Origin of the sequence: Streptomyces sp. NPDC014882 (assembly GCF_043081325.1) — a bacterium.
GTDB lineage: Bacteria > Actinomycetota > Actinomycetes > Streptomycetales > Streptomycetaceae > Streptomyces.
Genome location: NZ_JBIBWL010000016.1, coordinates 1 through 19,534 on the forward strand (window position 1 = coordinate 1; position 19,534 = coordinate 19,534).

A 19,534-nucleotide genomic window follows, 5' to 3' on the forward strand; every position below is an offset into this window, starting at 1 on the left:
TCCTTCGACTCGGCGATCGGGCTGTCGTTGATGATCGCCGTGGGTGCGGACCGGTTCCGCGAGATGCTGGAGGGTTTCCGGATCGTCGACGAGCACTTCCGCACGGCGCCGGCGGAGGCGAACGCGCCGCTGCTGCTGGGGCTGCTGGGCATCTGGTACGGCAACTTCCTGGGCGCGCAGTCGCACGCGGTGCTGCCCTACAGCCACTACCTGTCGAAGTTCACGGCGTATCTGCAGCAGCTGGACATGGAGTCCAACGGCAAGTCCGTCACCCGTGACGGGCGGCCGGTGGGGTGGCAGACGGGTCCGGTGGTGTGGGGCACGCCGGGCACCAACGGGCAGCACGCCTACTACCAGTTGATCCACCAGGGGACGAAGCTGATCCCGGCGGACTTCATCGGTTTCGCCCGTCCGGTGGGCGAGCTGAGCGAGGAACTGGCCGCCCAGCACGATCTGCTGATGGCGAACTTCTTCGCGCAGACCCAGGCGCTGGCCTTCGGCAAGACCCCCGAGGAGGTGCGCGGCGAGGGGGTGCCGGAGGAGCTGGTGGCCCACAAGACGTTCCGCGGCAACCACCCCACCACCACCATCCTGGCGGCGGAGCTGACGCCGTCGGTGCTCGGTCAGCTCATCGCCCTGTACGAGCACAAGGTGTTCGTCCAGGGCGCGGTCTGGGACATCGACTCCTTCGACCAGTGGGGCGTGGAACTGGGCAAGGTCCTCGCCAAGCGCGTCGAACCCGCACTGACCGAGGGCACCGACGTCCCCGGCCTCGACACCTCCACGAAGGCCCTCGTCGCGACGTACCGCGAACTGCGCGGCCGGTAGGGACCACGGCGCGGCGGGACGGGACCGGGCGCCCCGTCCCGCCGCGACCGGTCCCGGCGCCCTCAGGTCACCGCGCTCAGCGTGTCGGCCAGTCGCCGGCGGGCGGCGCGGGCCGCCGGCACGGCGGCGAGCGCGACGGCCCCCAGCACCGCGGCGGCGCCGAACAGCAGCAGCAGGACCGGCGACGGGCCGTGGGCGATCCCGGCGCCGATGCCGCTCGACCTGCCCTGGGCGTCGATCAGCCAGCGGGCGAGCGGCGTGCCCAGCGCGGTCCCGACGAGGACCGCGGCCAGGGCGGTGCAGCCGGTGGCCGTCACCGTGATCGCGGTGATCTGGCGTGGGGACAGGCCGATGGCCTTGAGCGCCAGCAGGTCCCGCTCGCCCTCGCGCACCGTGCCGCCGATCGTGGTGAGCAGCTCGATGAGCCCGATCAGGGCGAGCACGGCGATCAGGCCCGCGAAGACCCCCCGCAGCGGGGACAGCCCGTCCGCCGGGTTCGTCACGGCGTGCACGTCCAGCCGTCCCTGCCCGGCCGCGGTCAGCCGCCCGGCCACCGCGCCGGGGTCGGCGCCGGGCCGCAGCCGCAGCTGGTACAGCGTCGGACCCAGCCCCGGGTCGTTCTCGCGGAGGGTGTCCAGCGAGGTGGAGATGGTCCGGCCGGCGTTCTCCGGCTCGATGCTGCGGCCCACGATGTGCAGGATCTGCGGCTGCTCGCCCACGGTCATCCGCACCCAGTCGCCGACGCGCACGTCCAGCAGGTCGAGCAGCCCCTGCCCGGCCACCGCCTCGTCGCGGCCGTGGGCGGGGCGGCCCTCGGCCAGGGTGTACGGGTAGGGGTCCCGGCGGGTGCCGAGGCCGCGCAGGGCGATCGTGGCCGTCTGGCCGGGCACCAGGGCGGCCACCTCCACGCCCGGGTACGCGGCGGCGACCTCGGGGTCGCGCTCCAGCAGGGCGCGGGTCTCCCGGTCGGACGGGCCGGCGTCGGCGTGGACGGTGAGCGCGGTCGGCAGGCCCGTCTCCTCGGGGCTGGTGCGGAAGCGGTCGATGGTGGTCCAGGCGCTCAGCGTCACCACGATCAGCAGCAGCGGCAGCGCCAGCCGGGCCACCGTCGCCACGGAGCGCGGCCGCCGGGCGAACGCCGTGTGCCAGCCGAGGACCAGCGCCGGCGGCAGCCGCAGCCCCAGCGCGCGGCGCGCCACCCCCGACAGCCTCCCGCCGGCCGGAGCGGCCGGCCGCGGTACCGGCACCGGGGGCACCCGCCCCGCACGCCAGGCGGCGAGCCCGGTCGTCGCCCCGATGAACAGCACCACCGCCACCGGCACCGAGAGCAGCGCCACCGCGTGTCCGGGCAGTCCCTGCCACACGCCGACGGCGTCCCCCAGCCGCCCGGGCACACGGCTGCCCAGCGCCTGGACGAGCGTCGCCGCGGCCGCGGCGCCCAGCAGGGCGTAGGCGATGTGCTGGAGCAGGAAGATCCGCACCACCTGGCCCGGTGTGAAGCCGATCGCCTTCAGCACCGAGATGTCCCGCAGGTGTCCGCGGATCCGGGTGCCGATCGCCCCGTGCACGGCGAGTCCGGCGGCGGCCAGGGCGCCCAGGCCGAACAGTCCCAGCACCTGCCCGAGCAGCCGGTTGTCGCCCTGCGCCTCGGCGCGGGCCTGCTGCCAGGTGGAGACCTCGCCGACCGTGCCGGCGCCCAGGACGGTGACGGCGCGCTGGACGGCGTAGTCGGTGTCGTCGGGATCGGTCAGCCGCAGGCCGGTCACCCGGCCGTCCGGCTCCGGCACGGCGGAGGGGAGCACCCAGACCAGGCCGGGCCGGTCGCCGGGGCGGTAGCGCGGTTCGGCGCTGTCGGCGATGCCGAGGACGGTCAGTCTCCGCGGGGTGCCGGGCAGGCCGAGGGTGTCACCGGGCTCGGCCACCAGGGCGCGGGCGAGACGGCCGTCCAGGACGGCCCCGTCGGGTACCGCCGGGTCCAGCCAGTGACCGGCGGTGAGCAGCGGCCGGCCCACGGCGGGCGGTCCGGGGGTGCCGCGCAGTTCGACGGAGGCGCGGGCGCCGCGGGAGGTCACGGTGGCGGAGGCGACCGGGTAGGGGCCGGCGACGGACTCGACGCCGTCCAGCGCCGCGAGCCCGTCCGTGGCGGCGGCCGGCCCGGTGTGCAGCCACACGTGCGCGCCGCGCGCCTGCGTGAACACCCGCTGCCAGGGGTTGGTGGCGTACCCGAACAGGGCGGCGGCCAGCAGCAGCGAGGCGACGATGCCCGCCGTGGCGAGCACCAGGAACAACGCCTCGCCGCGGTGGGCGCGCAGATCGGAGTGGGCCCAGCGCAGGGTTGCTCGCACCGTCTCAGCCCCTCCGGGGATCGTCGTACGGGCGCATGTCAGTCCTTCAGTTCCAGCACGCCGGAGATACCGGGGCCGCGGGACGGCGTGCCGTCGAGTTCCGCGTCGTCGGCTATCCGGCCGTCGAAGAAACTGATCACCCGGTCGGCGGCGCTCGCCAGCCGTGCGTCATGGGTGACCAGCACGATCGTCTGGCCGCGCCGGTGGAAGCGGGACAGCAGCCGCATCACCTCTCGGGTGCCCTTGCTGTCCAGGCTGCCGGCGGGCTCGTCGGCGAGGAGCAGGGGCGGCCGGTTGACCAGCGCGCGGGCCAGCGCGACCCGCTGCTGCTCGCCGCCGGACAGCTCGCCCGGCATGCTCCGGTCCTTGCCGGCCAGCCCCAGCTCGGCCAGCAGCCCCTCCCGCTCGGCGCGCGCCTGCCGGGGGGAGAGGCCGGCGAGCAGCGCGGGCAGTTCGACGTTGTCGGCGACCGACAGGTTGGAGACCAGGTTGAAGAACTGGAAGACGATGCCGATGCGTTTCCTGCGCTCGACCGCCCAGCGCGCCTCGCTGTAGGCGTCGGTGCGTTCGCCGTCCAGCCAGAGGCTGCCGCCGTCGGGCCGCTGGAGTCCGCCGAGCAGATGCAGCAGGGTGGACTTCCCGGCGCCGGAGGGGCCGGTGACCGCCACGAACTCGCCCCGGCGCACGCACAGGTCGACGCCGCGCACGGCGTGCGCCGGGGCGCCCTCGCCGTGGTGCGTCTTGACCAGGCCCTCGGCGCGCAGCACGGGAACGGGGCTGTCGTTCACTCCGTCTCCTCCAGCTCTTCCTGGCACCGCTCCAGCCAGTCGAGGTCGGCCTGCAGATGCAGCATCGCGCCCTCGATCAGCAACTGGGAGATGCGGTTGTCGCGGTTCTCGGCGGCCGCCAGCTTCGACAGGCTGCGCATGGTGTTGAGGTACTGGCGCCGCTGCCTGTTGATCAGGGCGATCTGGTCGGCGAGGCCGGTCTGCGGGGCGAGGGCCAGTTTCATGAAGAACTCGTCCCGCACGCGCGGCTCGTCCGCCGTCTCCTCGTACCAGGCGCTCAGCGCGTCCCGTCCGGCGTCGGTGAGGTGGTAGATCTTCTTGTTGGGCCGGCTCGACTGCTCGACCTCTTCGCCCTCGATCAGGCCCGTCTTCTCGAGACGGCCCAGGGTGACGTAGATCTGGCCGACGTTCGGCTGAGGGTACGCGGAGCCCAGCAGTTGCTCAAGGTCCTGCTTGAGCTCGTAGCCGTGGGCGGGCCCGCGCGCGAGAAGGGCCAGGAGGGGCAGGCGCACTCGTGCTGTCCTCCTCGTCCTCGAATGTGCTCCAGGCCCTAGTATCGCGCATACCTAACGGGTATACATGGCCTCTGACCGGGCGACGACGCCCGTGCCGGTGCACAGGAGGGAACCTATGCGGTGGATGCACGCCGCCGGTAGGGGCCTCCTCGTCCTCGTCGTGATCCTCACAGGCCACGTCGCCTCGGGCGCCGGAGCGGGCGCGGGGAGCGCGCCGGGCCGGGGCCCGCTGACCCTCGCCACCGCCGGAGACCTCACCGGCTACCTCGGCCCGCTGCTGGAGGACTGGAACCGCACCCACCCCGGCGAGCGGGTCACCCTGGTCGAGCTGCCGGACTCCGCCGACGAGACCCACGCGCAGATGACCACCGACCTGCGCGGCGGCGACCGCGGCCGCTTCGACGTCCTCAACATCGACGTCAACTGGACGCCGGAGTTCGCCGCCGCGGGCTGGATCCGGCCGCTGCCCCGCGACCGCTTCCCCCTGCGGACCTTCCTGCCGCCGGTGGTGGACACGGCGACCTACGACGGACGGCTCTACGCCGTCCCGTACGTCACGAACGCCGGGCTCCTCCTCTACCGCCGGGACGTCCTCGCCGCGGAGGGCGTCCCGCCGCCGCGCACCTGGGCCGAACTGGAGCGGGCCGCGAGGACCGTCGCCCCGAAGCACGGACTCGACGGCTACGCCGGGCAGTTCCTGCCGTACGAGGGCCTGACCGTCAACGCCGCCGAGGCCGTCTACTCGGCGGGCGGCACCATCCTCGGCGACGAGGGGTCCCGCGTCACCGTGAACTCGGCGGGCGCCCGCGAGGGCATCGCCTTCCTCGCCCGCGGTGTGCGCGAGGGCTGGATACCCGAAGAGGCGCTGACGTACAAGGAGGAGGAGTCCAAGCGGGCCTTCCAGGAGGGCCGGCTCCTCTTCCTGCGCAACTGGCCGTACGCCTACGTCGCCGCCTCCGCCGAGGGGTCGCGGGTGGCCGGGCGGGTCGGCGCCGTACCGCTGCCGGGGCCCGACGGCCCGGGCACCAGCGTCCTCGGCGGCTCCAACCTGGCCGTCAACACCCACGCCCGGCACCCCGACTCGGCGGCGCGGCTGATCGCCTACCTCACCAGCGAGCCCGTCCAGCGCCGGGTCCTGACCCGCGGCGCCCTGCCGCCCGTGCGCGCCGCGCTGTACGAGGACCCCGCGCTGGTCCGCGACTTCCCCTACCTGCCGACCCTGCGCCAGAGCGTCCTGGCCGCCGCGCCGCGGCCCAAGAGCGCGCGCTACGACCAGGTGAGTCTGGTGGTGCAGGCGGTCGTGCGGGACGCGATGACCGGGCGCGAGACGCCCGAGGCCGCGGTGCGCCGGCTGGCGCGGGAGCTCGCCGCCGTCTCCTCCCGGTAGACCCCGCCGGAACCCTCCCTAGTTACTTGTTAGGTAACGCGCGGATCTCATCTGTTCGCATCCCGCCCCGTTAAGTGGTCTTTTGTCGGGGCAACTCCTCGGTAACGTCTGCCCGCTCGTTGACACCCTCTCGACTCGCCTACTTAACATGCATGCATAACGTCAGCTCGCACAGACAGGTCAACGGGGTGACTCTCCAGCGCATCGACACCCGCCACTGGTGGCGCGACGCAGTGATCTACCAGGTGTACGTCCGCAGCTTCCTGGACAGCACCGGCGACGGCGTCGGCGACCTCGCCGGCGTCCGGGCCGGACTGCCGTACCTCAGGAAGCTCGGCGTGGACGGGATCTGGCTGAGCCCCTTCTATCCCTCACCGCAGCACGACCACGGCTACGACGTGGCCGACTACTGCGACGTCGACCCGCTCTTCGGCGACCTCGCCGAATTCGACCTGCTGGTGGCCGCCGCCCGGCGGCTCGGCGTCAAGGTGCTCCTGGACGTCGTGCCGAACCACTGCTCCAGCGAGCACCCCTGGTTCCGCGAGGCACTCGCCGCCGGGCCCGGCAGCCCGGCCCGCGCCCGCTTCCACTTCGCCGACGGCCGCGGCCCCGGCGGCTGCGAGCCGCCCAACAACTGGCACGCCATGTTCGGCGGCCCGGCCTGGAGCCGGGTGACCGAGCCGGACGGCCGCCCCGGCCAGTGGTACCTGCACATGTTCACCCCCGAACAGCCCGACTGGAACTGGCGCACCCCCGAGGTGGCCGCCGAGTTCGACCGGGTCCTGCGCTTCTGGCTGGACCGGGGCGTCGACGGCTTCCGCATCGACGTCGCCGCCGGTCTCTTCAAGCACCCGGACCTGCCCGACTCCCCGGACCCCGAGGCCGACGCCCGAACCCGTGACTCGGTCAACCCGCTCGCCTGGAACCGGCCCGAGGTGCACGACGTGTGGCGGCACTGGCGGGCGGTCTGCGAGGAGTACACCGCCCGCGACGGCCGCGAACGCCTCCTCGTCGGCGAGGTCTCCGTCCCCACCGCACGCGAACACGCCCGCTACGTCCGCCCGGACGAACTGCACCAGGCCTTCTTCTTCGACCTGCTGAGCGCCCCCTGGAGCGCCGACGCCTTCCGCAAGGTCGTCTCCGAGGCCATGCAGGACATCGCCGGCACGGGCTCGACGGTCACCTGGGTCCTCAACAACCACGACCAGGTCCGCACCGTCACCCGCTACGGCGAACCCGCCGCCGGCGGCAGCGGACTCGGCACCTCCCGGGCCCGTGCCGCCGCCCTGCTGATGCTGGCGCTGCCCGGCGCGGCGTACATCTACCAGGGCGAGGAACTGGGTCTGCCCGAGGTCGTCGACCTGCCCGACGACGTGCTGACCGACCCGATCTTCCGGCGCACCGGCAGCCGTGCCCGGATCCGCGACGGCTGCCGCGTCCCGCTGCCCTGGTCGGGCCAGGCCTCGCCGTTCGGCTTCACCTCCGGGGCGGAGGGCGCCAAGCCGTGGCTGCCGCAGCCGGACTACTTCGCCGAGCACGCCACCGACCGCGCCCTCGCCGACACCCGCTCCTTCTGGCACCTCTACCGCGACGGCCTCCAGCTCCGTTCCGCGCTGCCCCAGTTGGGCGAGGGCACGCTGCGCTGGCTGGACTCCCCGCCCGACGTGCTCGCCTTCGCCCGCGGTGACGGACTCGTCTGCGCCGTCAACTTCGGCACGGCTCCCACCCCCGCGCCGGCCCCCGGCACCCCCCTGCTGTCCAGCGACCCCTGCCCGGCCGGCGTCCTGCCCGGCTCCACCGCCGCCTGGTGGCTCGGCGACCTCTGAATCCGGCCGGCGACCCGCCTTCCGTCAACGCCCCACCTCCCGAAGGGACATCAACGATGATGCGACGACGTACGACCCTCCTCACCGGCTGCACCGCCCTCGCCCTGACGTTCGGCGCCACCGCCTGCGGCTCGGACGACCCGGTATCGGCGGGCGGCGGGGACAAGTCCCTCGACGGCCAGACCGTCACCGTCGCCGGCGTCTGGTCCGGCAGCGAGCAGAAGAACTTCCAGAAGGTGCTGGACGCGTTCGCCGAGAAGACCGGCGCGAAGACCCGGTTCATCTCCACCGGCGACAACGTCTCCACCGTCGTGGGCAGCAAGATCGAGGGCGGCAACGCCCCCGACGTGGTCATGGTCCCGCAGGTCGGCGTGCTCCAGCAGTTCGCCGGGAACGGCTGGCTCAAGCCGCTGTCCACCACCGCCGAGAAGGCCGTCGACGCCGACTTCGCCCCCGTCTGGAAGACGTACGGCAGCGTCGACGGCACCCTCTACGGCCTCTACTTCAAGGCCGCCCACAAGTCGACGGTCTGGTACAGCCCCGACGCCCTCACCCAGGCCGGGGTCGAGCCGCCGACGACCTACGACGACCTGCTGAAGGCCGGACACACCGTCTCCGACTCCGGCCTGGCCGCCTTCTCGGTCGCCGGGCAGGACGGCTGGACCCTCACCGACTGGTTCGAGAACATCTACCTCTCCCAGGCCGGACCCGAGAAGTACGACGCCCTCGCCGCCCACGAGCTGAAGTGGACCGACCCCTCGGTCGTCGAGGCGCTCACCACGCTCGGCAAGCTCTTCAAGGACAGGCAGCTGCTGGCCGGCGGCCAGAAGGGCGCCCTCAACACCGACTTCCCGGGCTCCGTGGAGAAGGTGTTCGGGCCGAAGCCCGAGGCGGGCATGGTCTACGAGGGCGACTTCGTCGCGGGCGTCGCCAAGGACCAGTTCGGCAAGGAGATCGGCAAGGACGCGGACTTCTTCCCGTTCCCGGCGGTCGGCGGCGGCGAGGCGCCCGTGGTCAGCGGCGGCGACGCGGCGGTCGTCCTCAAGGACGGCAAGAACGCCGAGGCGGGCATGGCCCTCCTGGAGTACCTGGCCACCCCCGAGGCCGCCGCCGTGTGGGCGCGGGCGGGTGGCTTCCTGTCCCCGAACAAGAAGCTCGACCTCGGCTCCTACGGCGACGACGTCACCCGCGCCACCGCCAAGTCCCTCATCGACGCCGGGAACGGGGACTCGGTGCGCTTCGACATGTCGGACCAGGCACCGGCGGCGTTCGGCGGCACGAAGGGCGCGGGGGAGTGGAAGCTGCTCCAGGACTTCCTGCGCGACCCGTCCGACCCGAAGGCGGCCGCGGCCGCGCTGGAGGCCGCTGCGGCCAAGGCCTACAAGGGCTGACCGGCCATGACCGCGACCCTCGTGAAAGAGGCGGCTCCGCCGCCCGTCGGCCCCGCCGACCGCGCGCGGCGCCTGCGCCGGCGGGGACGGATCGTCGCCCTGCTGTTCGCCCTCCCCGCGCTGCTCCTGCTGGGCGCCCTCGTCGTCTACCCGGTGCTGTTCTCCGTCGGCCGCAGCCTCTTCGACGCCTCCGGCACCCGGTTCGTCGGCGCCGAGAACTACACCGAGATGTTCCGCGACCCGGCCACCGTCAAGGCCGTGCGCAACACGGCGATCTGGGTCGTCGTGGCGCCCGCCCTGCTCACCGGCCTCGGCCTCGTCCTCGCCGTACTGGTGGAGAAGGTGCGCTGGGCCACCGCCTTCAAGCTGCTGCTGTTCATGCCGATGGCGGTGTCCTTCCTCGCCGCCGGCATCATCTTCCGCCTCGCCTACGAGGAGGACCCCGACAAGGGCGTCCTGAACGCCGCCGCCGTCTCCGTCCACGACGCGTTCGCGGACACGTCGGCCTACCCGACGGCCCGGGCGCGCGACGGCCAGGGACTCACCCGGGCGGCGGACGGCTCGTACCGGACCGGCGCGAGCGTGTCCCCGGGCGACTCGGTGACGCTTCCGCTGGTCGGCGTCCCGCCCAAGGACCTGCCCGCCGGCACCCGCCCCGCCGCCGGGGCCGCCGGCCGCACGGCCGCGCCGGACGAACTGCGCGGCGTGGTCTACCTCGACTTCACGCCGGGCGGCGGAGGGAGACCGGGCGAGGTCGACCGGCGGGAGAGCGGACTGCCGCGGATGACGGTCGAGGCGGTGCGCGACGGACGGACGGCCGCGACCACCACCACGGCCTCCGACGGCTCCTTCCGCTTCACCGGACTGGACGCCGGCCCGTACACCGTGCGGCTCCCGGCATCCAACTTCGCGCCCCCCTACGACGGGATCTCCTGGCTCGGGCCCGCGCTGGTGACTCCCGCGATCATCGGGGCGTACCTGTGGATCTGGACCGGCTTCGCCATGGTGCTGATCGGCGCCGGGCTCTCCACCCTGCCGCGGGACGCCCTGGAGGCGGCCCGGATGGACGGCGCGAACGAGTGGCAGATCTTCCGCCGGATCACCGTCCCGCTGCTGGCCCCCGTCCTCACCGTCGTCTTCGTGACGCTCGTGATCAACGTGATGAAGGTCTTCGACCTCGTCTACATCATCGCGCCCGGGCCGGTGCAGGAGGACGCGACCGTCCTCGCGACGCAGATGTGGCTGGTGTCGTTCGGCGGCGGCAACAACCAGGGCCTCGGCAGCGCGCTCGGCGTGCTGCTCCTGCTCCTCGTCGTCCCGGCGATGGTCTTCAACGTCCGCCGCTTCCGAAGGAGTCAGCGATGAACGCGGTACGGCGCGGCCTCGGCAACGGGCTCGTGCAGGCCGTCCTCGTGGTGATCGGCCTGGTCTGGGTCACCCCGCTCGCGGGACTGTTCCTGTCCTCGCTGCGGTCGGCCGAGGACACCGCCCGGGGCGGCTGGTGGACGGTCTTCGCCGCCCCCGGCCAGCTGTCCTTCGACAACTACTCCCAGCTGCTGGGGAACGACGGCATCACCCAGGCGTTCTGGAACACCGTCCTCATCTCGGTCCCCACGACCGTCCTGGTCGTGGTCCTCGCGGCGCTCGCCGGGTACGCCTTCGCCTGGCTCGACTTCCCCGGACGGGAGGCCGTCTTCCTCGGCGTGGTCGCCCTGCTGGTGGTGCCGGTGCAGATCGGTCTGCTGCCCGTCGCCAAACTCTTCGGACAACTGGGCCTGTTCGGCACGATCCCCGGCGTCGTCCTCTTCCATGTGGCGTACGGCCTGCCGTTCGCGGTGTTCCTGCTGCGCAACTACTTCGCCGAGATACCGAAGGAGATGCTGGAGGCGGCCCGGATGGACGGGGGCGGCGAATGGCGGATCTTCACCCGCCTCGTCCTGCCGGTGGCCCGGCCGGCCCTGGCCAGCCTCGCCATCTTCCAGTTCCTGTGGGTGTGGAACGACATGCTGGTCGCCCTGCTCTTCGCCGACGGCTCCGCACAGCCGCTGACGGTGCAACTCCAGTCGCAGATACGGCAGTTCGGCAGCAACATCGACGTACTGGCGCCGGGGGCCTTCCTGTCCCTGGTGGTACCGGTCGCCGTGTTCTTCGCGTTCCAGAAGCACTTCGTGCAGGGAGTGATGGCCGGCTCGGTGAAATGACCGGCCGACGAGCGGGGGCGGCGGGCTTCGCGGAGAAGCCCGCCGCCCCCGCTCGTCTCAGGGCGAAGCCGGCGGATACAGCGAACGCGGCAGCCGCGACGCCGCCGCCGCGTCCAGCAGCCACAGGGTGCGGGCGCGGCCCCGCGCCCCGGCCGCCGGCGCCTGGATCTCGCCCGCGCCCGACAGGGCGATGGCCGCCGCCTGCGCCTTGTCCTCGCCGGCCGCCAGCAGCCACACCTCACGCGCCGCCCGGATCGCCGGAAGGGTGAGGGTGGTGCGGGTCGGCGGCGGCTTGGGCGCGCCGCGCACGCCGACCACCGTGCGCTCGGTCTCCCGCACGGCCGGCAGCTCGGGGAAGAGCGAGGCCACGTGGGTGTCCGGACCGACGCCCAGCATCAGGACGTCGAAGGCGGGCACGCGGCCGTGGTCCTGCGGACCGGCCGCGCGGGCCAGCTCCTCGGCGTAGCCGGCCGCGGCCTCCTCCACGTCGCCGCCGTGGGGACCGTCCGACGCGGGCATGGCGTGCACGCGCTCCGGGTCCAGGGGCACGGAGTCCAGCAGGGCCTCGCGGGCCTGCGTGACGTTGCGGTCCGGATCGCCCTCGGGCAGGAACCGCTCGTCGCCCCACCACAGGTCGAGCCGGCCCCAGTCCACGGCGTCGCGGGCGGGGGCCGCCGCCAGCGCGGCCAGCAGGCCGTTGCCGTTGCGGCCGCCGGTGAGGACCACGGACGCGTGGCCCCGGGAGGCCTGCGCGTCCACGATCCTCGTGATGAGGCGGGCCGCGGCGGCCCGGGCCATCAGATCCTTGTCGCGGTGCACGACGAGCTGGGGCGCACTCACTTCGCGGCCGCCTTCTTCACCGGGGCCGGCGCCGCCGCTTCCCCCGCGGGTGCTTTCGCGGCCACTTCGAGGGGAGTGGGGACCGCGCCCGGTCCTCCCGGTTCTCCTTTGGCGACGGCTTCGGAAGCGTCGGCCGGCGGTTCCGCGGCGACGGAACCCCCGGCGTCCCGGTCACCCTTGTCGGCCGGGGTGTGCAACCGCTCCACCCCGAACCGCAGCGCCGACGCGTAGGTGTCGTCCGGGTCGAGCCGCCGCAGCTCCTCCGCGATCAGCTCCGCCGTCTCCCGGCGCTTGAGCGCCACCGCACGGTCGGGCTGCCCCTCGATGGACAGGGTGGCCAGCGAACCGTCGGCCCGGTCCAGCACGATCGGACCGCAGGTCGTCGACAGCCGTACGGCCGTGAGGCCCGGCCCGCCGGACAGCGAGCGCCGGACGGGCACGTCCAGCCGGTCGCCGAGCCACATCGCCAGCAGCTCGCAGCTCGGGTTGAACTCCTCGCCCTCCACCTCGACCGACTCGACCTCGCAGGTGACCTGGTCGAGAGCCGCGGCCAGCATCGAACGCCACGGCGTGATGCGGGTCCACGACAGGTCGGTGTCGCCGGGGGCGTAGGTCCCGGAACGGGCCGTCAGGTCCCGCACCGGCTGCTCGGCGGCGTAGGTGTCGGTGACGCGGCGCTGGGCCAGCGCCCCGAGCGGGTCGGAGGCCGGGTCGAGCGGCGCGTTCACCGGCCACCAGGCGACGACGGGCGCGTCCGGCAGCAGCAGCGGCAGCACCACCGACTGCGCGTGGTCGGCCACCTCGCCGTACAGCCGCAGGACGACCGTCTCGCCGGTGCCCGCGTCCGCGCCCACCCGCACCTCGGCGTCCAGGCGGGACTGGGTGCGGTCGCGCGGGGAGCGGGAGACGCGCTTGATCACCACGAGCGTGCGCGAGGGGTGCTCGCGCGACGCGTCGCCCGCGGCCTTGAGCGCGTCGTACGCGTTCTCCTCGTCCGTGACGATGACCAGCGTGAGCACCATGCCCACGGCCGGCGTGCCGATGGCCCGGCGGCCCTTCACCAGCGCCTTGTTGATCTTGCTGGCCGTGGTGTCCGTGAGGTCTATCTTCATGGCCGCCGCCAGCTCCGTCCGTCTCGTTCGAGCATCTCGTCCGCCTCGACGGGTCCCCAGGTACCGGACGGGTACTGGGCCGGCGTGCCGTGCGCGTCCCAGTACTGCTCGATCGGGTCGAGGATCTTCCAGGACAGCTCGACCTCCTCGGTGCGCGGGAAGAGGTTCGAGTCGCCGAGCAGCACGTCCAGGATGAGCCGCTCGTACGCCTCCGGGCTGGACTCCGTGAAGGACTCGCCGTAGGCGAAGTCCATCGACACGTCCCGGATCTCCATGGAGGTGCCGGGCACCTTGGAGCCGAAGCGGACGGTGACGCCCTCGTCGGGCTGGACCCGGATGACGATCGCGTTCTTGCCCAGCTCCTCCGTCGCCGTGTGGTCGAAGGGGGAGTGCGGGGCGCGCTGGAAGACGACCGCGATCTCGGTGACGCGGCGGCCCAGGCGCTTGCCGGTGCGCAGGTAGAAGGGGACGCCCGCCCAGCGGCGGTTGTCCACCTCCAGCTTGATGGCCGCGTAGGTGTCGGTCTTCGACCGGGGGTCGATGCCCTCCTCCTGGAGGTAGCCGACCGCCTTCTCGCCGCCCTGCCAGCCGGCCGCGTACTGACCGCGCACGGTGGCGGCGCCCAGGTCCTTCGGCAGCCGGACGGCACCGAGCACCTTGGTCTTCTCCGCGGCGAGCGCGTCCGCGTCGAAGGAGGCGGGCTCCTCCATCGCGGTCAGCGCCATCAGCTGCAGGAGGTGGTTCTGGATGACGTCCCGGGCGGCGCCGATGCCGTCGTAGTAGCCGGCCCGGCCGCCGATGCCGATGTCCTCGGCCATGGTGATCTGGACGTGGTCCACGAAGGACCGGTTCCAGATCGGCTCGAACATCGTGTTGGCGAAGCGCAGCGCCAGGATGTTCTGGACGGTCTCCTTGCCCAGGTAGTGGTCGATGCGGAACACCTGGTCCGGGGCGAAGACCTCGTGGACGATCGCGTTGAGCTCCTCGGCCGACCTCAGGTCGTGGCCGAACGGCTTCTCGATGACCGCGCGCCGCCAGGAACCCTTCGACTGGTCGGCCAGCCGGTGCTTCTTCAGCTGCTGGATGACCACGGGGAAGGCGCCCGGGGGCACCGACAGGTAGAAGGCGAAGTTGCCGCCCGTGCCCTGCGCCTTGTCGAGTTCGTCGATCGTCGAGCGGAGCCGCTCGAAGGCGTCGTCGTCGTCGAAGGTGCCCTGCACGAAGCGCATGCCCTGGATGAGCTGCTGCCAGACCTCCTCGCGGAAGGGGGTGCGGGCGTGCTCCTTCACCGCGTCGTGGACCTCCTGGGCGAAGTCCTCGTGGGCCCATTCACGGCGGGCGAACCCGACCAGCGAGAAGCCCGGCGGCAGCAGACCCCGGTTGGCGAGGTCGTACACCGCGGGCATCAGCTTCTTCCGCGACAGATCGCCCGTGACACCGAAGATGACCAGGCCCGACGGCCCCGCGATGCGCGGGAGCCGTCGGTCTGCGGGGTCACGCAGCGGGTTGCTGCTCGACAAATTCTCAGCCCTCCGAAGGGGCGAGGCGCTGGAGCTCCGCCTCGGTCGACTTGAGCAGGTCGTTCCAGGACGCCTCGAACTTCTCGACGCCCTCGTCCTCCAGGAGCTGCACCACGTCGTCGTACGCGATCCCGAGCTTCTCGACCGCGTCGAGGTCGGCGCGGGCCTGCTCGTAGGTGCCGGCCACGGTGTCGCCGGTGACCTCGCCGTGGTCCTCGGTGGCGAACAGGGTCGCCTCGGGCATGGTGTTCACCGTGTTCGGCGCGACCAGGTCGACCACGTACATCGTGTCGCGGTACGCCGGGTCCTTCACGCCGGTCGACGCCCACAGGGCACGCTGCTTGTTCGCGCCCGCCTTCTCCAGGGCGCCCCAGCGCTCACCGGAGAAGACCTCCTCGTACGCCTGGTAGGCGAGCCGGGCGTTGGCGACGCCGGCCTTGCCGCGGGCGGCCCTGGCCTCGTCGGTGCCGAGTGCGTCGAGCCGCTTGTCGATCTCGGTGTCCACGCGGGACACGAAGAAGGACGCCACCGAGTGGATCAGCGACAGGTCCAGGCCGCGCTCCCTGGCCTTCTCCAGGCCGGCCAGGTAGGCGTCCATGACCTTGCGGTAGCGCTCCAGCGAGAAGATCAGCGTGACGTTGACGCTGATGCCCAGGCCGACGACCTCGGTGATGGCCGGCAGGCCGCCCATCGTGGCCGGGATCTTGATGAGCGTGTTGGGGCGGTCGACCAGCCACGCCAGCTGCTTGGCCTCGGCGACCGTCGCCTTGGTGTCGTGGGCGAGGCGCGGGTCGACCTCGATCGACACCCGGCCGTCCTGGCCGCCGGTGGCGTCGAAGACCGGGCGCAGGATGTCGGCGGCGTCACGGACGTCCGCCGTCGTGATCATGCGGATGGCCTCTTCGACGGTGACCTTGCGGGCGGCGAGGTCGGAGAGCTGCTGGTCGTAACCGTCGCCCTGCGAGATCGCCTTCTGGAAGATGGACGGGTTGGTGGTGACGCCCACGACGTGCTGCTGGTCGATCAGCTCGGCGAGGTTGCCGGACGTGATCCGCTTGCGCGACAGGTCGTCCAGCCAGATCGCGACGCCCTCCTCGGAGAGGCGCTTGAGTGCGTCTGTCATGGAATTACATCTCCTACGTGTCGTGTACGGACGTCAGCGCTGGGCGGCCGCGAGGGATTCCCGGGCCTTGTCGGCCACGTTCTCGGCAGTGAAGCCGAACTCGCGGAAGAGGACCTTGCCGTCGGCCGAAGCACCGAAGTGCTCCAGGGAAACGATGCGGCCGGCGTCCCCGACGTACCGGTGCCAGGTGAGGCCGATACCCGCCTCGACGGCGACCCGGGCCTTCACGGAGGGCGGCAGCACGCTGTCCCGGTACCCCTGGTCCTGCTCCTCGAACCACTCCACGGACGGCATCGACACGACCCGCGTCGGCACGCCGTCGGCTTCGAGGCGCTCGCGCGCCTCGACGGCCACGTGCACCTCGGAGCCGGTCGCGATCAGGATCAGCTCGGGTGTCCCGGTGGAGGCCTCGGCCAGGACGTAGCCGCCCCTGGCCGCGTCCTCGTTCGGCTCGTACGTCGGCACGCCCTGGCGGGTGAGGACCAGACCGTGCGGGGCGCCCTCGCCGAAGACCTTGGTGTAGCGCCTGAGGATCTCGCGCCAGGCGATCGCGGTCTCGTTGGCGTCGGCGGGGCGGACCACGTTCAGGCCGGGGATCGCGCGCAGCGAGGCCAGGTGCTCGACCGGCTGGTGGGTGGGGCCGTCCTCGCCGAGACCGACGGAGTCGTGCGTCCACACGTACGTCACCGGCAGGTGCATCAGGGCCGACAGCCGGACCGCGTTGCGCATGTAGTCGGAGAACACCAGGAAGGTGCCGCCGTAGACGCGGGTGTTGCCGTGCAGGGCGATGCCGTTCATCTCCGCGGCCATCGAGTGCTCGCGGATGCCGAAGTGCACCGTGCGGCCGTACGGGTCCGCCTCCGGCAGCGGGTTGCCCGCCGGCAGGAACGACGACGTCTTGTCGATCGTCGTGTTGTTCGAGCCCGCCAGGTCGGCCGAGCCGCCCCACAGCTCCGGGACGACCGCGCCGAGCGCCTGGAGCACCTTGCCGGACGCGGCACGGGTGGCGACGCCCTTGCCCGGCTCGAAGACCGGGACGTGCTTCTCCCAGCCGGCCGGCAGCTCGGCCGCCGCGACGCGGTCGTACACGGCCGCGCGCTCCGGGTTGGCGTCCCGCCACAGCCGGTAGGACTTCTCCCACTCCGCCTTCGCCTGGGCGCCGCGCTCCCGTGCCTGCCGGGTGTGGGCGATGACCTCGTCCGCGACCTCGAAGGACCGCTCCGGGTCGAAGCCCAGGACGCGCTTGGTGGCCGCGACCTCCTCGTCGCCGAGCGCCGAGCCGTGCGCGGCCTCGGTGTTCTGCGCGTTCGGGGCGGGCCAGGCGATGATCGAGCGCATCGCGATGAAGGACGGCCGGTCCGTGACCTGCTTCGCCGCCTCGATCGCGTCGTAGAGGGCGTGCGGGTCGAGGTCGCCGTCCGGCTTGGGGGCGACGCGCTGCACGTGCCAGCCGTACGCCTCGTACCGCTTCACCGTGTCCTCGGAGACGGCCGTCTCCGTGTCGCCCTCGATGGAGATGTGGTTGTCGTCCCACAGCAGCACCAGGTTGCCGAGCTTCTGGTGGCCGGCCAGCGAGGACGCCTCGGCGGAGATGCCCTCCTGGAGGCAGCCGTCACCGGCGATGCAGTAGACGAAGTGGTCGAAGGGGGACTCGCCCTCGGGGGCCTCCGGGTCGAACAGGCCGCGCTCGTAGCGGGCGGCCATGGCCATGCCCACCGCGTTGGCGACGCCCTGGCCCAGCGGACCGGTGGTGGTCTCCACGCCCACGGTGTGCCCGTACTCCGGGTGACCGGGGGTCTTCGAGCCCCACGTCCTGAAGGCCTTCAGATCGTCCAGCTCCAGGCCGAAGCCGGCCAGGTACAGCTGGGTGTAGAGAGTCAGGGACGAGTGGCCCGCGGACAGCACGAAGCGGTCGCGGCCGACCCAGTCGGCATCGGCGGGGTCGTGCCGCATCACCTTCTGGAAGAGGGTGTAGGCGGCAGGCGCCAGGCTCATCGCCGTACCGGGATGGCCGTTGCCGACCTTCTGTACGGCGTCGGCGGCCAGGACGCGGGCGGTGTCGACGGCCCGCTGGTCCCATTCGGTCCACTCGAGGTCTGTGGTGGTCGGCTTGGTGCTCACCCTGGGTCAGGGCTCCTCTCCACATGTCGAATACCGGTTGCTTCGGGCGCGTGCCCACCGGCTGCCGGTGACGAGACGACCACCGGCCGCTGCCGAGCCTACCCCCGTGGGACGTGCGTTTTTTCGAGTCGTTCCAGACTGCCGGGCCATCCGGGGATTCGCCCCCCGACCGGCCGGGGCCCCGCTCCACACATGAATACGGAGCCGCTCATCCGACCGCTCAATCGAGCCTCCGTGCGACCGATGAGCGCCCCTCCGTACGAGAACCGGAACGGCTGCCGGGCGCGGCCCCCAACACGACCCACCCCCGCGAAGCCCGGGGTATGGGCAACGTCTACAGTGGCGTGGTACGCGCGAGCCTTTACCCGTACTTCACACGCGAAGGGGCTCGCTGGGATGTCTCTGTCAGGGGTGTGCGTGACGGCCGTTGAATCCCGTCCAGCGGGGGTTATCGGGACGAGCCAGAGCCCGAGCCGGCGGCCGGTGGCGGCCCGTGTCATGGCGTTCGTGGCGCTGACCAAGCCGCGGATCATCGAGCTGCTGCTGATCACCACCGTTCCGGTGATGTTCTTGGCCCAGCAGGGGGTGCCGGACCTCGGTCTGGTGCTGCTCACCTGTCTGGGCGGCTATCTCTCCGCGGGCGGCGCCAACGCGCTGAACATGTACATCGACCGCGACATCGACGCCCTGATGGACCGCACCTCGCAGCGTCCGCTGGTCACCGGAATGGTCAGCCCCCGCGAGTGCCTCGCCTTCGGCATCACCCTCGCGGTCGTCTCGACCCTCCTGTTCGGCCTCACGGTGAACTGGCTGTCCGCCTGGCTGGCCCTCGGCGCGCTCCTCTTCTACGTCGTCGTCTACACGATGCTGCTCAAGCGCCGTACCTCGCAGAACATCGTCTGGGGCGGCATCGCCGGCTGCATGCCGGTCCTCATCGGCTGGTCCGCCGTCACCGACTCCCTCTCCTGGGCGCCGGTCGTCCTCTTCCTCGTCATGTTCTTCTGGACCCCGCCGCACTACTGGCCGCTGTCCATGAAGGTGCGCGAGGACTACGCGCGCGTGGGCGTGCCGATGCTGCCGGTCATCGCCTCCAACAAGGTGGTCGCCAAGCAGATCGTCATCTACAGCTGGGTGATGGTCGCCGTCTCGCTGCTGCTGACCCCGCTCGGCTACACCGGCTGGTTCTACACCACGGTCGCGCTCGCGGCCGGCGGCTGGTGGCTGTGGGAGGCGCACTCCCTGCAGAACCGCGCGAAGGCGGAGACCACGGGCGGCAAGCTGAAGGAGATGCGGCTGTTCCACTGGTCCATCACCTACGTCTCGCTGCTGTTCGTGGCGGTCGCGGTGGACCCCTTCCTGCGGTGAGGACCCCCTCCCGTACGCCCCCTCCCTGAGACCCTGAGCGGTCCGGCGGCCGGGGGGGGGGGGGGGGGGGCCCCCCCCCCCCCCCCCCCGGGGGGCCCCCCCCCCCGGGGCCGCCAGGGCCCGGGCCGCCCCCAACCCGCTTGGGGGGCCCCCCGCCCCCCCCCCGGCCCCC

14 protein-coding genes and 1 pseudogene are annotated in these 19,534 nt (G+C 72.4%); 7 read left to right on the plus strand and 8 right to left on the minus strand.

Annotated elements, in window-relative coordinates; translation table 11 throughout:
- Positions 1–828: pseudogene (locus ACF09K_RS28925) on the plus strand (glucose-6-phosphate isomerase); the annotation flags it as partial.
- Between the two features lie 62 nt (positions 829–890).
- On the opposite strand, the gene ACF09K_RS28930 reads toward ACF09K_RS28925, so the two are convergent.
- Genes ACF09K_RS28930 through ACF09K_RS28940 form a run of 3 tightly spaced genes read right to left on the minus strand, consistent with a single transcriptional unit; the run spans position 891 to position 4,473 of the window.
- Positions 891–3,173: an FtsX-like permease family protein gene (locus ACF09K_RS28930; protein WP_392248185.1), complete on the minus strand. Its 2,283-nt coding sequence runs from the start codon at positions 3,171–3,173 to the stop codon at positions 891–893.
- A gap of 38 nt (positions 3,174–3,211) precedes the next feature.
- Positions 3,212–3,961, minus strand: a complete 750-nt coding sequence (locus ACF09K_RS28935; RefSeq protein ID WP_392248187.1) for an ABC transporter ATP-binding protein — start codon at positions 3,959–3,961, stop codon at positions 3,212–3,214.
- Entirely contained in the window at positions 3,958–4,473 is a 516-nt protein-coding gene (locus ACF09K_RS28940; protein ID WP_392248188.1) for a PadR family transcriptional regulator, read from the minus strand. Before ACF09K_RS28940 ends, ACF09K_RS28935 begins: the two co-directional genes overlap by 4 nt.
- Positions 4,474–4,591: 118 nt before the next feature.
- Here ACF09K_RS28940 and ACF09K_RS28945 point away from each other — a divergent pair, with 118 nt between their 5' ends.
- The 5 genes from ACF09K_RS28945 (at position 4,592) to ACF09K_RS28965 (ending at position 11,281) form a co-directional block, all read left to right on the plus strand.
- Positions 4,592–5,863, plus strand: coding sequence for an ABC transporter substrate-binding protein (locus ACF09K_RS28945; protein ID WP_392248190.1), 1,272 nt, complete (start codon positions 4,592–4,594; stop codon positions 5,861–5,863).
- Between the two features lie 152 nt (positions 5,864–6,015).
- Positions 6,016–7,689 carry a glycoside hydrolase family 13 protein gene (locus ACF09K_RS28950; RefSeq protein ID WP_392248192.1) on the plus strand — a complete coding sequence of 558 codons (1,674 nt, stop codon included), beginning with the start codon at positions 6,016–6,018 and terminating at the stop codon, positions 7,687–7,689.
- Between the two features lie 56 nt (positions 7,690–7,745).
- Positions 7,746–9,080, plus strand: coding sequence for an ABC transporter substrate-binding protein (locus ACF09K_RS28955; protein WP_392248194.1), 1,335 nt, complete (start codon positions 7,746–7,748; stop codon positions 9,078–9,080).
- A gap of 6 nt (positions 9,081–9,086) precedes the next feature.
- Positions 9,087–10,445: a carbohydrate ABC transporter permease gene (locus ACF09K_RS28960; RefSeq protein WP_392248196.1), complete on the plus strand. Its 1,359-nt coding sequence runs from the start codon at positions 9,087–9,089 to the stop codon at positions 10,443–10,445.
- Entirely contained in the window at positions 10,442–11,281 is an 840-nt protein-coding gene (locus tag ACF09K_RS28965) for a carbohydrate ABC transporter permease (protein ID WP_392248198.1), read from the plus strand. Before ACF09K_RS28960 ends, ACF09K_RS28965 begins: the two co-directional genes overlap by 4 nt.
- 57 nt (positions 11,282–11,338) lie before the next feature.
- On the opposite strand, the gene pgl is transcribed toward ACF09K_RS28965, so the two are convergent.
- From pgl to tkt, 5 genes are read right to left on the minus strand one after another with little or no spacing between them, the layout of a single operon-like run.
- Entirely contained in the window at positions 11,339–12,121 is a 783-nt protein-coding gene (pgl, locus tag ACF09K_RS28970; RefSeq protein WP_392248200.1) for a 6-phosphogluconolactonase, read from the minus strand.
- On the minus strand, positions 12,118–13,233 hold the full coding sequence (gene opcA / locus ACF09K_RS28975) for a glucose-6-phosphate dehydrogenase assembly protein OpcA (protein ID WP_392248202.1): 1,116 nt from the start codon (positions 13,231–13,233) through the stop codon (positions 12,118–12,120). Before opcA ends, pgl begins: the two co-directional genes overlap by 4 nt.
- Positions 13,230–14,753, minus strand: coding sequence for a glucose-6-phosphate dehydrogenase (gene zwf / locus ACF09K_RS28980; protein WP_392248204.1), 1,524 nt, complete (start codon positions 14,751–14,753; stop codon positions 13,230–13,232). Before zwf ends, opcA begins: the two co-directional genes overlap by 4 nt.
- A 4-nt stretch (positions 14,754–14,757) precedes the next feature.
- Positions 14,758–15,876 carry a transaldolase gene (tal, locus tag ACF09K_RS28985; RefSeq protein WP_392248205.1) on the minus strand — a complete coding sequence of 373 codons (1,119 nt, stop codon included), beginning with the start codon at positions 15,874–15,876 and terminating at the stop codon, positions 14,758–14,760.
- A 33-nt stretch (positions 15,877–15,909) separates the two neighbouring features.
- Entirely contained in the window at positions 15,910–17,997 is a 2,088-nt protein-coding gene (tkt, locus tag ACF09K_RS28990) for a transketolase (protein WP_392248207.1), read from the minus strand.
- A 396-nt stretch (positions 17,998–18,393) separates the two neighbouring features.
- Between tkt and ACF09K_RS28995 the strand changes: the two genes are divergently transcribed.
- Positions 18,394–19,362 carry a heme o synthase gene (locus ACF09K_RS28995; protein WP_392248209.1) on the plus strand — a complete coding sequence of 323 codons (969 nt, stop codon included), beginning with the start codon at positions 18,394–18,396 and terminating at the stop codon, positions 19,360–19,362.
- Positions 19,363–19,534 lie beyond the last annotated feature (172 nt).

What these genes read in the sequence shown, in the direction of transcription:
- ACF09K_RS28945 (WP_392248190.1), top strand. Translation starts at nt 4,592, where the DNA reads ATGCGGTGGATGCACGCCGCCGGTAGGGGCCTCCTCGTCCTCGTCGTG.
- ACF09K_RS28950 (WP_392248192.1), top strand. Translation starts at nt 6,016, where the DNA reads ATGCATAACGTCAGCTCGCACAGACAGGTCAACGGGGTGACTCTCCAG.
- ACF09K_RS28955 (WP_392248194.1), top strand. Translation starts at nt 7,746, where the DNA reads ATGATGCGACGACGTACGACCCTCCTCACCGGCTGCACCGCCCTCGCC.
- ACF09K_RS28960 (WP_392248196.1), top strand. Translation starts at nt 9,087, where the DNA reads ATGACCGCGACCCTCGTGAAAGAGGCGGCTCCGCCGCCCGTCGGCCCC.
- ACF09K_RS28965 (WP_392248198.1), top strand. Translation starts at nt 10,442, where the DNA reads ATGAACGCGGTACGGCGCGGCCTCGGCAACGGGCTCGTGCAGGCCGTC.
- opcA (WP_392248202.1), bottom strand. Translation starts at nt 13,233, where the DNA reads ATGAAGATAGACCTCACGGACACCACGGCCAGCAAGATCAACAAGGCG.
- tal (WP_392248205.1), bottom strand. Translation starts at nt 15,876, where the DNA reads ATGACAGACGCACTCAAGCGCCTCTCCGAGGAGGGCGTCGCGATCTGG.
- ACF09K_RS28995 (WP_392248209.1), top strand. Translation starts at nt 18,394, where the DNA reads ATGTCTCTGTCAGGGGTGTGCGTGACGGCCGTTGAATCCCGTCCAGCG.